This is a genomic window from Pseudomonas paraglycinae (assembly GCF_021601625.1).
In the GTDB taxonomy this organism is placed as follows: domain Bacteria; phylum Pseudomonadota; class Gammaproteobacteria; order Pseudomonadales; family Pseudomonadaceae; genus Aquipseudomonas; species Aquipseudomonas paraglycinae.
In genome coordinates, this window is sequence record NZ_BQHR01000015.1 from 1 (window position 1) to 13,583 (window position 13,583).

The 13,583-nt window shown below is 60.9% G+C and carries 12 protein-coding genes and 1 pseudogene; 7 read left to right on the forward strand and 6 right to left on the reverse strand.

Annotation, left to right across the window (positions count from 1 at the left end; all coding sequences use genetic code 11):
• Window positions 1-181, forward strand: a pseudogene (locus L6D82_RS21130) (hypothetical protein); the annotation flags it as partial.
• 201 nt (window positions 182-382) lie between these two features.
• On the opposite strand, the gene L6D82_RS21135 reads toward L6D82_RS21130, so the two are convergent.
• Window positions 383-1,339, reverse strand: a complete 957-nt coding sequence (locus tag L6D82_RS21135; protein WP_102718720.1) for a threonine dehydratase — start codon at window positions 1,337-1,339, stop codon at window positions 383-385.
• A gap of 97 nt (window positions 1,340-1,436) precedes the next feature.
• On the opposite strand from L6D82_RS21135, the gene L6D82_RS21140 reads away from it, so the two are divergent.
• Complete coding sequence (locus tag L6D82_RS21140; protein ID WP_102687437.1) at window positions 1,437-2,282, forward strand: helix-turn-helix transcriptional regulator; 846 nt, start codon at window positions 1,437-1,439, stop codon at window positions 2,280-2,282.
• Window positions 2,283-2,448: 166 nt separating this feature from the next.
• Window positions 2,449-3,288 (forward strand): glutathione-dependent disulfide-bond oxidoreductase, encoded by an 840-nt coding sequence (yghU, locus tag L6D82_RS21145; RefSeq protein ID WP_236191454.1) that lies wholly within the window; start codon window positions 2,449-2,451, stop codon window positions 3,286-3,288.
• Window positions 3,289-3,341: 53 nt separating this feature from the next.
• Here the strand turns inward: yghU and L6D82_RS21150 are convergent, their stop codons facing one another.
• Both L6D82_RS21150 and L6D82_RS21155 read right to left on the reverse strand, forming a co-directional pair.
• Entirely contained in the window at window positions 3,342-3,833 is a 492-nt protein-coding gene (locus L6D82_RS21150) for a DUF2269 family protein (RefSeq protein ID WP_236191455.1), read from the reverse strand.
• 2 nt (window positions 3,834-3,835) lie between these two features.
• Window positions 3,836-4,963: a saccharopine dehydrogenase family protein gene (locus tag L6D82_RS21155; RefSeq protein ID WP_236191456.1), complete on the reverse strand. Its 1,128-nt coding sequence runs from the start codon at window positions 4,961-4,963 to the stop codon at window positions 3,836-3,838.
• Between the two features lie 350 nt (window positions 4,964-5,313).
• On the opposite strand from L6D82_RS21155, the gene glcD reads away from it, so the two are divergent.
• Genes glcD through glcF form a run of 3 tightly spaced genes read left to right on the forward strand, consistent with a single transcriptional unit; the run spans window position 5,314 to window position 9,098 of the window.
• Entirely contained in the window at window positions 5,314-6,813 is a 1,500-nt protein-coding gene (gene glcD, locus L6D82_RS21160) for a glycolate oxidase subunit GlcD (RefSeq protein ID WP_236191457.1), read from the forward strand.
• Window positions 6,813-7,877 carry a glycolate oxidase subunit GlcE gene (gene glcE, locus L6D82_RS21165; RefSeq protein WP_236191458.1) on the forward strand — a complete coding sequence of 355 codons (1,065 nt, stop codon included), beginning with the start codon at window positions 6,813-6,815 and terminating at the stop codon, window positions 7,875-7,877. Before glcD ends, glcE begins: the two co-directional genes overlap by 1 nt.
• A 3-nt stretch (window positions 7,878-7,880) precedes the next feature.
• Entirely contained in the window at window positions 7,881-9,098 is a 1,218-nt protein-coding gene (gene glcF, locus L6D82_RS21170) for a glycolate oxidase subunit GlcF (protein WP_236191459.1), read from the forward strand.
• A 16-nt stretch (window positions 9,099-9,114) separates the two neighbouring features.
• Here glcF and L6D82_RS21175 read toward each other — a convergent pair whose 3' ends face one another.
• Entirely contained in the window at window positions 9,115-9,342 is a 228-nt protein-coding gene (locus L6D82_RS21175) for a hypothetical protein (RefSeq protein ID WP_085748376.1), read from the reverse strand.
• 251 nt (window positions 9,343-9,593) lie between these two features.
• Between L6D82_RS21175 and L6D82_RS21180 the strand changes: the two genes are divergently transcribed.
• A complete protein-coding gene (locus L6D82_RS21180; RefSeq protein WP_102718727.1) occupies window positions 9,594-10,364 on the forward strand; it encodes a helix-turn-helix transcriptional regulator in 771 nt (256 codons plus the stop codon).
• A 65-nt stretch (window positions 10,365-10,429) separates the two neighbouring features.
• On the opposite strand, the gene L6D82_RS21185 is transcribed toward L6D82_RS21180, so the two are convergent.
• Both L6D82_RS21185 and macA read right to left on the reverse strand, forming a co-directional pair.
• Window positions 10,430-12,385 (reverse strand): MacB family efflux pump subunit, encoded by a 1,956-nt coding sequence (locus L6D82_RS21185; protein ID WP_102718728.1) that lies wholly within the window; start codon window positions 12,383-12,385, stop codon window positions 10,430-10,432.
• 2 nt (window positions 12,386-12,387) lie between these two features.
• Window positions 12,388-13,536: a macrolide transporter subunit MacA gene (gene macA, locus L6D82_RS21190; RefSeq protein ID WP_085748379.1), complete on the reverse strand. Its 1,149-nt coding sequence runs from the start codon at window positions 13,534-13,536 to the stop codon at window positions 12,388-12,390.
• Between the last annotated feature and the right edge of the window lie 47 nt (window positions 13,537-13,583).

Below are 13,583 nucleotides of genomic sequence, written 5' to 3' on the forward strand. Positions count from 1 at the left end.
GATTTCTTCAACAACTTCAACCACTTGCGCTTCCGATCTCTCGTTAGCGGGAGGCGAATTCTACAGCGTTACACGCTGCTGTCAACACCTCTTTTTCTCCGCTTTCGACCGAGAAGATCGAACCGTTGAAAGCGCCAGACAAACCGGCATTTCCAACTCCTCCCAGGCTTCGATGAACTGAAGCGACCCGCCTTCGAAAACTACTTAACTCATTGAATCTCAAGGAGTTTTCCGTTTCGACTGCGCCGGAAGTGGGCGAATTATAGAGACTCAGAATCTGCCGTCAACCCCTAATTTGCGTTTTCTATCAAGAGAGGGAAAAAGGCCGTTTCTATATAGAGGCGAATGTATAGCTGTCACTGAATGCCGAGCCCGCCAGAAATCAACCAATCACCTTCGCATACACCGACCGGTCAATATTCCCCCCGGACAGAATCACCCCGACCTTCTTCCCCTCCATCCTCCCACGCTCCTGCATCAACGCAGCCAACGCTGAGGCGCCTGCACCCTCTGCAAGGTTATGGGTATCGGTGTAATACACACGCATGGCTTCGGCAATCTCGCCTTCGCTGACCGAGACGATCCTCGCCGCCCCTTCCTTATAGATGTCGAACGCCTGCGCAATCGGCTTGCGCACAGCCAGGCCATCGGCAAAGGTATTCGCCGACGCCGTTTCGCAGATCACATTCGCTTCGAACGACAGCTTGGCAGCCGCGGCCTCCGTCGACACCACGCCCACCACTTCAGTGTTCAGTCCTAGTGCGTCGCGAGCAGCAATGACACCACAGATCCCTGATCCGCAACCGATGGGCACGTACACCGTATCCAGATCCGGCGCCGCACCGAACAGCTCCAGCGCATAGGTCGCCACGCCCTTGACCAGTTCAACGTGAAACGGCGGCACCAGAAAAAGGTCATGCTCCTGCGCCAGGCGCGCCGCCTCTTCACGGGCCTCGTCAAAATCGCGCCCGTATTCGACCACTTCACCACCAAAGCCACGCATGGCGTTGTTCTTTTCCAGCGAATTGCCCTGCGGCACCACAATCAGCGCTTTCAGGCCCACGGCCCCCGCTGCCAGCGCCAGACTCTGACCGTGATTTCCACGCGTCGCGGAGACGATGCCTTTGACTGTCGGATGTTCACGCCGCAACCAGTGCATAAAGGTAATACCACCTCGCACCTTGAAGGCACCGGTCGGCGTGTGATTTTCATGCTTGACCCAAACGGTGCAGCCCAACCGCTCGGCCAGCAACGGCCAACGGTATTGGGCGGTAGGCGGCATCACCTGGTAAACCTGGCGGGCAGCGTTTTCGATATCGTCGCGAGTGAATGCGTGCATTTAGGTGGCTCCCTGAACTTTGGCCCAGTCTAGGCACGGACGCACCACGTCGGCTTTCAAAAAACTGACCTGACTTTTATCCGACCTCTTCTCTACTATGGTGGTCATGAACCATCGAAACCGGCGCCACCCCATAACCGTCGCTGAACCGATACGTCGTATCGAGGCCGGTCCGTGGGCGATCGAACTGCTGCCGGGCGCAGCCTACTCGGCGCGGTACGTGGCAACCCAGTCAGCGATCGGCTTTGCCTTCGACAGCCAGCACGGCGTGCACGCGATTGGTACTGACCGGATACGCCCCTTCGATGCGATGCCCAATGGCCTGGCGTTTGTTCCGGCTGGATGTGACGTGCTGTCCGAGTCGCCCATGGGCGGCGAGTACCTGCGAGTGATACGCACCGACGGCAAAGCACTGGCGGGTGACCGGGCGTTCAACAATCGCATCGACCCGCAGGCCATTCACCTCGCGTCGCGAATGCGCAGTGCGCTGCTGCAAGCCTCTCTGGATGATGACTGGGAACGCTGGGCGCTCGGTCTGGCGGAACGGGTCGAAGGTCATGAAGCGGTGTCGTCTCCAGGCTCGATCACCAGCAGCCGCATGCGCCTGCTGGATGATTTCATCGACGCCGGTCTCGGCAGCCCGCTCGCCGTCCCGGCGATGGCGCAATTGCTGGAGTTGTCCGAGGGTTACTTCATGCGTGCCTTCAAGCAGGCAACCGGCAAAAGCCCCCACAGTTACCTGATCGACAGACGACTGGCCAAAGCCCGAGCGTCAATGCGCGATACAACGGACAGTCTTTCGCAGATCGCCCTCGCCTGCGGTTTCAACTCGCAGGCGCATATGACCACAGCCTTCAAACAGCGCCTCGGCGTGAGTCCGGCGCAATTGCGCACAGATTCGCGCCATAGCTCTGTTACCGACAAACAACATTCTTCTATATAGAAGAAGCGGTCACCCGGCAGCTGCCCGGCATGTCTTTAGTCAAACCATTTCAGCGAACAACCAGTGGCATTCAAACGCCCTTCTGTGGTGTCCTGTTCGACAAGAGCCCGGCACGCTCACCGTCCGGCTCACTCCATTCCGGCATGCAACCGATGAGGTCCGTTTCATGAGCAAGGCGCCCTACGCACCACCCAAGGTCTGGAAACACATCGCTCCGTCCGGCGGCCAGTTCGCCAGCATCAATCGCCCGACTGCCGGGCCAACGCACGACAAGACGCTGCCGGTCGGCAAGCATCCGTTGCAACTGTATTCGCTGGCCACGCCCAACGGCGTGAAAGTGACCATCCTGCTTGAGGAGTTGCTGGCGCTCGGACGCACCGACGCCGAGTACGACGCCTGGCTGATCCGCATCAACGAGGGCGACCAGTTCTCCAGCGGCTTTGTCGAGATCAACCCCAATTCGAAAATTCCGGCGCTGCTGGATCGCAGTGTAGAACCGACCATTCGCGTCTTCGAATCCGGCTCGATCCTGCTCTATCTGGCGGAAAAATTTGGCGCTTTCCTGCCCAGCGACCTGGCGGGGCGCACCGAAACCCTGAACTGGCTGTTCTGGCAAATGGGCTCAGCGCCCTATCTGGGTGGCGGCTTCGGACATTTCTATGCCTATGCGCCGGAAAAACTCGAATACCCGATCAACCGATTCACCATGGAAACCAAGCGGCAGCTGGATGTGCTCGATCGCCGCCTGAGCGAAAGCCCCTACCTTGCCGGCAATGACTACACCATCGCCGACATCGCGGTCTGGCCATGGTACGGACAACTGGTGCGCAACAACGTGTACTCCGCCGCCGAGTTCCTTTCCGCTCACGAATACACCCACGTGCAACGCTGGGCGCAAGAGATTGCCGAACGGCCTGCGGTGATTCGTGGCCAACGCGTCAACCGGACGTGGGGCGATGAAGCGAGCCAGGTTCCTGAGCGACATCAAGCAAGCGATCTGGATTGAGCTTCGCCTGATACACGCGACGCCCGGTGCGGATTTATCGGGCGTTGCGTTCGCTACACCAACAGGTTGGCCCACTGCCCCGGCGTCATCTTCGTCACCATCAGCAGCACGATCACGAACATCCCCAGAAATCCGGCAATCCCCATCCAGGACCATTTTCGGTACACGCAGCTGTACTCATCAGGGAGCCCTGCCCCGGTCTCGACCGCGCTCGAAGCCATCACGTGCAAACGCTTTTGAAGCACCAGTACCGGCAACCAGAGCGAGCCGACACACAGGAAAATGATCAAGGAGGTCAGCACCCATTCCGTGGTCAGGGGCAGTCCGGCAAGCCTGGTCAACCCGTAACCCGTCGCGATCTGGATAAAGCCCGCCGGCGTGGTGATCCAGGCGTCGAAACGTACGACCATTCTCGCCACGTGAGCGATCACCAGAGGGTTGGCTGTACGGCTCGCGGCGATCAGGTAGAGGTAGGAGCCCATGCCGAATCCGAACAGAAAAACCGCGGCGATGATGTGAATGTATTTGAGGCACAGATAGAGCATGGTCAGTTCTGCCCGTCAGAGAAATGCATCGACAGGCTCAGATTCTGCGGATCGTTGATGGCCGCCATGTATTCAGCGACAGTGATCTCGCCCACGCAGGGACGTGCGCCAGCCTCGGGCCGATATCCCCGGGCGATTTTCGCGGCCAGGGCAACGGCTGCGCAGCTCGGGATCTCCGGTCCCTTGTCATTTCGGGCGGTGAGCTGCACCGTCATGGCCAGCGGTTTTCCGTCGATACCGAGTCCTGTCACGTCGATATACATCGCGCTTTTGCCATCACCGAATCGCTCGAACCAGGTACCCCAGCGATGAAGCCGCGCCGCCCAGGGAACATGATCACGAAACGCACCAAACCTGCGGGCCAGGGCGAACAGACCGTTGGCCACACCACCCAGCTTCAGGCCCGCGCCGGCCTTGAAACTCAAGGTTCGTGCGCCGTAGCGTTTTTCGAAGATATCCATGTCCGGAACATCGACGTTCGCCAGCACCCGAACGCCCAACTGAGGCATCCTGCGCAACGTCAGATCCAGCCAGCCTGCCACCTCATGAACCTGGCCATTCCTGAGTTGCCTGATCGGCTTGCCGGCGTAGGCCAGAACACCTTCAACCGTCGACAGGCCCGGCATTTTCGCCGACGAGGAAATACCATGTTCGATCGAATCGATGCGGGAGAAGCGATGCCGCTGTTCATCGATAAGGGCCGATGAAAGTGTCGGCACCGAACTGCAACCGCTGAGAATCGCCACGCCGGCCGGTTTCGCGCGGGTATCGAGAGCTCCGATGCCGTTGACGAAGGTTCGGCAGTCGGACAAGTCGCAATAATGCACACCCGCGTCGATGCAGCGCTCGGCGACCGCATAGGATTGCCCTTGAAACGGGCCGCCGGTGTGGATGACCAGTTGAATGCCCATCGATTTCAGAGCCGCGTCAAACCCGTCCCCCATCGCGTTGCCGCACCAACTCTCGCAGACAACGCCCGACCGGGCTTTCAGCTCGTCGACTTTGCGCACCAATTTCTGCGGGTCGCGGCCGGAGATCACCAGCTCGATGTCCGGCATCTCAATCAAATGCCGGCTGACAATGCTGCCGAAATTTCCGTAACCGCCAACCACTAAAACCCTGAGTGCCACGCAATACTTCCTTGAAATGGATGACTGATTTCAGTCGGACATCTTTTACTTACGCGACTGACCCAGCGGGACAGCGCAGGCCGGGTCAACACGCCCTTGGCGCGGGAGGCGAGCGCCGCGTAGAGCGTCAAGGATGTCACCGACAACGCCCGATCAAGGCGCGGCATTGCTGCCGCAGTTTCTGATCCTTGCCTCGATTTTCATCTCGTCGGAGTGAAGGGCCGCATATTACAGGAGCACGCGGGACAACGGACCAACGGCCGCTACGCTTTACTTCTCGGGGTCAGCGGCCCAATGATAGAAAACGGCACCGACCTCGAATAACGACAACGGAGGGTCGTCCACCGATCATGAACATTCTCTACGACGAACAGGTCGACGGCGTTTTGCCCGACGTCGACAAAGCCGCGTTGTTGCAAGCCCTGCAGCGCCAGTGGCCGGATCTTGAAGTCCTGCATCAGCTTGAAGAACTCAAGCCGTATGAGTGCGATGGCCTCTCCGCCTATCGCACCACGCCGTTGCTAGTGGTACTGCCACGGCACATCGATGAAGTTCAGGGCGTGTTGCGGATCTGCCATGAGCGGCGGGTTCCAGTGGTGGCCAGAGGCGCCGGGACCGGTTTGTCCGGCGGAGCCCTGCCACTGGAGAAAGGCGTGTTGCTGGTAATGGCGCGCTTCAACAACATCCTGCACATCGACCCTGAAGCCCGCACCGCGCGGGTTCAACCCGGGGTGCGCAACCTGGCGATTTCCCAGGCCGCTGCGCCGTTCGGGCTGTATTACGCGCCTGATCCTTCCTCGCAAATCGCCTGCTCCATCGGCGGCAACGTGGCGGAAAACGCCGGCGGGGTGCATTGCCTCAAGTACGGTCTGACCGTGCACAATCTACTCAAGGTCGAAATTCTTACCGTCGATGGCGAACATCTGACGCTAGGCTCGAACGCACTGGATTCCCCCGGTTTCGATCTGTTAGCACTGTTCACCGGTTCCGAAGGCCTGCTCGGCGTCATCACCGAAGTCACGGTCAAACTCTTGCCCAAACCCCAGACTGCCAAAGTGCTGCTGGCGGCGTTCGACTCCGTGGAAAAGGCTGGTCGTGCAGTGGCCGACATCATCGCGGCCGGCATTATTCCCGGTGGCCTGGAGATGATGGACAACCTGGCGATCCGCGCCGCCGAAGATTTCATCCATGCCGGTTATCCGGTAGACGCCGAGGCGATTCTGCTCTGCGAACTCGATGGCGTTGAAGCCGATGTCCACGATGATTGCGCGCGGGTCCGACAGGTGCTCGACCACGCCGGTGCCACCGAGCTGCGCCAGGCCCGGGATGAGGCCGAGCGCGTGCGATTCTGGGCCGGACGCAAGAATGCCTTCCCCGCCGTAGGACGGTTATCTCCGGACTATTACTGCATGGACGGCACCATCCCGCGCCGCGAATTGCCCGGCGTACTGCACGCGATTGCGCAGCTTTCAGCCGAATATGGCTTGCGGGTCGCCAATGTATTCCACGCTGGCGACGGCAACATGCATCCACTGATTCTGTTCGATGCCAATCAGCCCGGCGAACTGGAACGTGCCGAGGTGCTGGGCGGCAAGATCCTCGAACTGTGCGTGAAGGTCGGCGGCAGCATCACCGGCGAACACGGCGTGGGCCGGGAAAAAATCAACCAGATGTGCGCGCAGTTCAATCGTGACGAGCTGACCCTGTTCCACGCTGTGAAGAAAGCCTTCGACCCGGGCGGCCTGCTTAACCCCGGCAAAAACATTCCGACCCTGCATCGCTGCGCCGAATTCGGCGCCCTGCACGTACACCACGGGCAATTGCCCTTCCCCGAGCTGGAGCGGTTCTGATGGGTGAAAGGAAGGATTTCGATGCCAGCGCCGCGTTGCTCGAACAGGTCAACCGGGCACTGGAAAACGCTACCCCGCTGCGCATCCAGGGGGCCAACAGCAAGGCGTTTCTCGGACGCTTCGTCGGTGGCGAGATTCTCGACACCCGCGCCCATCGCGGCATCGTCAGCTACGACCCGACCGAACTGGTAATCACCGCACGCTGCGGTACTCCACTGGCAGAATTGCTGGCCGTGCTGGACGCTTCGCAACAGATGCTGGCTTGTGAACCACCCGCCTTCGCCGACGACGCCACGGTCGGCGGCATGATCGCCACGGGCCTGTCCGGGCCGCGTCGGCCCTGGTCGGGATCGGTGCGCGATTTCGTGTTGGGCACGCGGATCATCACGGGACATGGCAAGCATTTGCGCTTCGGCGGCGAAGTCATGAAAAACGTCGCCGGCTATGACTTGTCACGTCTGATGGCAGGCAGTTACGGCTCGCTGGGCATCATCACTGAAGTCTCGCTCAAGGTGCTGCCCAAACCGCGCGCGTGCCTGAGTCTCAGTCTGGAAATGACCGGCGAACAAGCCCTGCTGCGCCTGGCCGAATGGGGCCAGCAGCCGTTGCCGATCAGCGCCGCCTGTCACGATGGCCGGCAATTGCACTTGCGTCTGGAGGGTGGCGAAGGTTCAGTGGCGGCCGCCCATGATCGCCTTGGCGGCGCGTTGATCGACAGTTCGTTCTGGGCCGACCTCAACGAGCAACGCCTGGGCTTCTTCGATGAAGACCAACCGCTCTGGCGCCTGTCCGTGCCGCTGAACACGCCGCCGCTGAACCTGCCCGGCGAGCAGTGGCTCGACTGGGGCGGCGCGCAACGCTGGCTCAAATCGACAGCCGAAGCGGCGACCATTCGCAAAGTCGTCGGTGACGTCGGCGGGCATGCGACCTGCTACAGCCACGGCCTGATCGATGAACCGTTCCATCCTCTGGCGCCCGCCCTGCTGCGCTATCACCGCCAACTCAAACGACAACTCGACCCCCGGGGCATTTTCAATCCCGGGCGTCAGTACGCGGAGCTTTGAGCCATGCAGACCACCCTCAGCCCGCAAGCCCGACAACTGCCCCGCGCCGAAGAGGCCGAAAGCATCCTGCGCACGTGCGTTCATTGCGGATTCTGCAACGCGACCTGCCCGACTTATCAATTGCTCGGCGATGAACTGGACGGCCCGCGCGGACGCATCTATTTGATCAAGCAAGTACTCGAAGGCAACGAAGTTACAGCGAAAACCCAGCAACACCTGGATCGCTGCCTGTCATGCCGTAACTGTGAAACCACCTGCCCTTCCGGCGTGGACTATCACAACCTGCTCGACATTGGCCGAGCAGTGGTCGACGCAGCTGTCCCGCGGCCGCTCGGACAGCGCCTGTTGCGTGAAGGGTTGCGAAACATCGTGCCCAATCCGTGGTTGTTCAAAGGGTTGGTCAATGGCGGGCAGATGTTCCGGGCGCTACTGCCCGATGCCCTGCAAGACAAACTGCCACGCAACGCGGTGATGCCTGCATCACGTCCCGACATCCGCCATGCAAGGCAAGTGCTGATGTTGGAGGGTTGCGTACAGCCGGGTTTGTCACCCAATACCAATGCAGCAGCGGCACGGGTGCTGGATCGTCTGGGCATCAGCGTGATCCCGGCCCGCGAGGCTGGTTGTTGCGGCGCGGTGGATTATCACCTCGACGCCCAGGCCACCGGCCTTGACCGCGCCCGTCACAATATTGATGCGTGGTGGCCGGCCATCGAACAGGGTGCCGAAGCGATCGTGCAGACCGCCAGCGGTTGCGGTGCGTTCATCAAGGATTACGGGCATTTGCTTCACGCCGATCCAACTTATGCCGAAAAGGCCAAAGCCGTCAGCGCGCTGGCAAAAGATCTGGTTGAGGTGCTGCGTGAAGAGCCGCTCGAATCCTTCGGCATCCACGCCAATCAACGTGTGGCTTTCCATTGCCCCTGCACCTTGCAGCACGCGCAGAAACTTGGCGGTGTGGTGGAGTCGGTACTGGTCCGACTGGGCTTCGACCTGACTGCCGTCCCCGACGCTCATCTGTGCTGCGGCTCGGCAGGTACTTACTCGATCACCCAACCGACGCTGGCCAGGTCACTGCGCGACAACAAACTCGCTGCGCTGGAGAGTGGTCATCCCGAGATCATCGCCACCGCCAACATCGGCTGTCAGGCACACCTCGACGGCGCCGGCCGCACGCCCGTCAGGCACTGGATCGAACTGGTGGACGCGCATTGCCGCTGAATGTCCGGAGTGCCTGCTACCCTTCAAGCGGTGGCGCAGACAAGTCTTCATGACGGATAAAGATGTGGCCTGCATCGCGCACCAACTGTCGCCACTCGGAAGCGTTGATAAGTCCCTGCTCCAGCATCTCGTCGGCCCCCTTGAGCAACTCATCGTATTGATCCTGAGGGTCGAGCTGCTCCCGAGACTGTGTTGCCAGATTGCGCCAGGCCGACAGGGAGTCTTTTTTGCGTTGATCGAACATATCGAATGCCTCGCGAAGATGACATCGGGTAGAGCCGGTTCGGTTCTGCGTCGTTCGATACATGCGACGAGTGGAAGGCGATGCGGTTGCGGCACTCAATGTTCGTTGCTAATAACCCCTTCATTAAACGGTCGCTCAAACGTTGTACTAGGATAGGATCCAAATTTCCCGATTTGTGGTCGCCGGCCAAGGACACCAGCCGGAGAGTCGGGAAAGCGCAATTCCCCCATTGCTACTCATGGATGAAACACATGAACTCACATCTGTTCCCTCACATCGGCAAGGTCATCGCCAGCACCGGCAGCCGGCATTTTCCGCGGATGCTGCATGATCTGATCCTCACCCAACTGGCCGTGGATGCCACACATATCCGGCAGATGCGCGTGGAGCCGGTCGGACGTGCGCAACCGCGCAGCGAGCCTGAATGCCCCAAAGACGCGACACTGACGGCCGAGACGGTGTATTCCGAACTGAGCACCGATCCCGGCAGCAGCGACGTGCCCGCCCCCGAACCCTCCACGGTCACCGATGCGTCGCAGTTGCACCTGACCCGGCGCAAGGACGGTTACCGTTACGTGATTTCCGTGTACCGCTGCGGGCCGTCGAAGCGGTTTTCCGCCCGGGAGCGCAGCCTGTTACAGGACATCTCCCCGGTATTGCTGCCGATGGTGGAAAAGCACATCCACGCGCTGCAACCGGCGAATGCGGATCCCGAGGCGCAAGCCGCAGCGACTGAAGCCTCGCTGCTAGGCCTGGAAACCCTGCGATTGCGTTTTTGCGAGCGCGTGCAGCAACTGGGCTTGAGCCTGTCCAACCGTGAGATGGAAGTGTGCGTCGGCCTCCTCGCCGGCCGCACCGCGCCTGAACTGGCCGAACAGTTGCAGTTGAAGGTCAACACCGTCGAGAGCTACCTCAAGCGTGCCGCCATCAAACTGGGGATCAGCGGCCGCCATTCGCTGATGCGCTGGATGTATTCACCTGAAGACTGCCCGGCCGCCTGCGATCCGTCCAACGCGGCCTGATCGTTCGCACGCCTGTAAAAAAACCGCCGCCCTGCCAGGGACGGCGGTTTTTTCATGCCCGCCGGTCAGTCCCGCGCCAACGCCTCGATCGGGTCGAGCCGCGACGCATTGCGTGCCGGCACGAAGCCGAACACGATGCCGATCAGCGTCGAACAGATCACCGCCGTGAGCACCGAGGTCAGCGAGAACACCATTTCCCACTCCTTGATGAACAACGAGAACAGATGACCGATGGCGTAACTCAGCGAAATACCGATGGCCCCGCCGAGCAGACAGACCATCACCGCCTCCACCAGAAACTGCTGACGAATGTCCGACTGCCGCGCCCCGACCGCCATTCGGATACCGATCTCGCGGGTCCGTTCGGTGACCGATACCAGCATGATGTTCATCACCCCGATGCCGCCGACCACCAGCGAAATCACTGCAATCAGCGATAGCAACAGCGCCAGTGAGCGGCTGGTTTTCTGCACCGTCTGCATCACGCTGTCGAGGTTGTTGGTGAAGAAATCCTTGGTGCCGTGGCGCTGCAGCATCAGCTTGTTGACGTTGTCCTCCACGACCTTGCTCGGTTGGCCGTCCTTGATCCGCACGCTGATGCTGTCCAGGTAGCGCTGGCCCAACAGTCGACCGGCTGCGGTTTCGTAAGGCACCCAGACATTGAGCGACTTGCTCGACGAGAAGATGTTCTTCTTTTCTGCTGCCACACCGATCACGGTGCACGGCAGGTTGCCGATCAGGATCACCTGTCCCAGCGGATCGACTCCCTCGCCGAACAACCGTTGGCGGGTGTTGTGATCGATCACCACCACCTGAGCCTGGCGTCTAGCATCGTTTTCACTGAACGCAATGCCCGACTCCATCTTGATTCCGCGCACCTGAAAGTACAGATCGCTGACGCCGTTGACCTGGGCATCGAGGTCAATGTTGCGATAGCGCAGCAACAGATTGCGCCCGACCACCGGCGTGGCGCTGTCGACGTAATACAGCTGATTGAGCGCCGTCACATCCGCCGGCACCAGGGTTTCGATGGCCGCCGAACGGCTGTCGCCGAAACTGGTACCGGAATAGATATCGATGGTGTTGCTGCCGATGGCCTGAATGTCCTTGAGCACATAGCGCTTGGCCCCCTCGCCGATGGCCGAGATCGACACCACCGAGGTGATGCCGATGACGATCCCGAGCATGGTCAGCAGTGTGCGCATGCGATGCGAGATCAGCGCGACCCAGGCCATGTTGAACGCTTCCTTGAACAACCCGAGGCTGGCCACCAGACGCCGCGCTGCCGTGGATTTGGGCACCGCGTCCTCATTGGTCAGTGCCGTGGTGTCGCGCTCGTTGCGACGGTCGCTGAGGATTTCGCCGTCGCTGACTTCGATGATGCGCTCGGCGTTGGCCGCGACCTTGGGGTCGTGGGTCACCAGAATCACCGTGTGCCCGGCCGCGTGCAGTTCCAGCAAAATGCGCATCACCTCCTTGCCGCTGGTGGTATCGAGAGCGCCGGTGGGCTCGTCCGCGAGGATCACTTCGCCGCCGTTCATCAGCGCGCGGGCGATACTCACCCGCTGCTGCTGACCGCCCGAGAGTTGGCTCGGGCGATGGGTCAGGTGCCCCTCCAACCCCAGGCGCGCCAACAGCTCCCGGGCTCGGGCATGGCGCTGTGGTTCCGGCGTGCCGGCGTAGATCGCCGGCATCTCGACGTTGTGCATCGCGCTCAGGTGCGGCAGCAAGTGGTAGCGCTGGAAGATGAAGCCGAAATAGTCACGGCGCAGTTCGGCCAGTGCCTGATTGTCCAGATCCCGGGTTTCCCGACCGTTGATCTTGTAGCTGCCGGCCGTGGCGTAATCGAGGCAGCCGAGAATGTTCATCAAGGTCGATTTGCCGGAGCCCGAGGCGCCGATGATCGCCACCATTTCCCCGGCGTGGATCGTCAGGTCGATATTCTTCAGCGCCAGGAATTCACGGTCGCCCGCCGTGAAGCTGCGGCTGATGCCGGTCAGTTGCAGCAGAGGTTCGCTCATGCTCATGCCCCTGCCACTTTCGTCACCGGATCACCGATCACCACCCGGTCGCCTTCGGCCAGGCCTTCGTTGACCTGCACCTTGACGTTGTTGTTGATCCCGGTCTGCACATTGCGCGACTGCGCCTGGCCCTTGGCGTCCAGCACCCGCACCGGGAAACTGCCGTCGTTGTTGCGCGGGCCCAGCGCGGCCACCGGAATCGTCAGCACCGATTTGGCGGTGTCGAGCACCACCCGCACCTGAGCCGTCATGGAAATGCGCAAACGGTGATCGGGGTTGGGCACCTCGAACAGCGCGTTGTAGAACACCGCCGTGTTCTGCTTCGGCGTGCCGGCGGGCGGGGTTTCGAGGAAGTTCTGCGGCGCAGGCTCGGTACCGCGCAGCTTGCCGTAATAACGCTTGTCCTCGCCGAGAATGGTGAAATACACCTCCTGCCCCGGCGCGATGTGAATGACATCGGCCTCCGACACCTGAGCCTTGACGGTCATGGTGTCCAGGTCCGCCAGTTTGAGCAGGATCGGTGCCAGCTGGTTGGCGATCACGGTCTGGCCTTCCTGGGTCACGATGCCCACCACGTCGCCGTCGATGGGCGCGACGATCCGTGTGTAGGCCAGATTGACCTTGGCCGTATCGATCTGGATATGCGCGCTCTTGATCTGCGCGTCCAGCGACAACAGGTTGGCTTGCTGCACTTCGTAGTTCGATTGCGCGGTTTCGAAATCCTGCCGCGAGATCGAGGCGTCCTCCTGCAGGTTCTGATAACGCTCGTAGATCGCCTTGGTCTGGCGCAACTGAGCCTGAGTCGCCCGGCGCTGGGCTTGCAGATTCTCCTCATCGACCTGTGCCTGACGCAGGGTGTTCTGCAGCACCAACGGATCGATCTCCGCCAGCCACTGGCCCTTCTTGACCTTGTCGCCGACCTTGACCTTCAGCGACTTCAACTGCCCCGAAACCTGGGCACCGACGTCCACCTGCTTGATGCCCTCCAGCAAACCGGTGGCCAGCACTGCGTTTTCAATGTCAGCGCGTTCGACCGTGGCGGTCAGGTATTGCGGTGCCTCGGCCGGCGCCTGCACCGTGTAGAACACCAACCCGGCCACCAGCGTCAACGCGATTCCCAGACCGACTTTGCGCAACTTCGACTGTTCCATAAATGACCACGATTCCGTTCAGGGTTGAGCCCGGCCAGCGGCCGGGT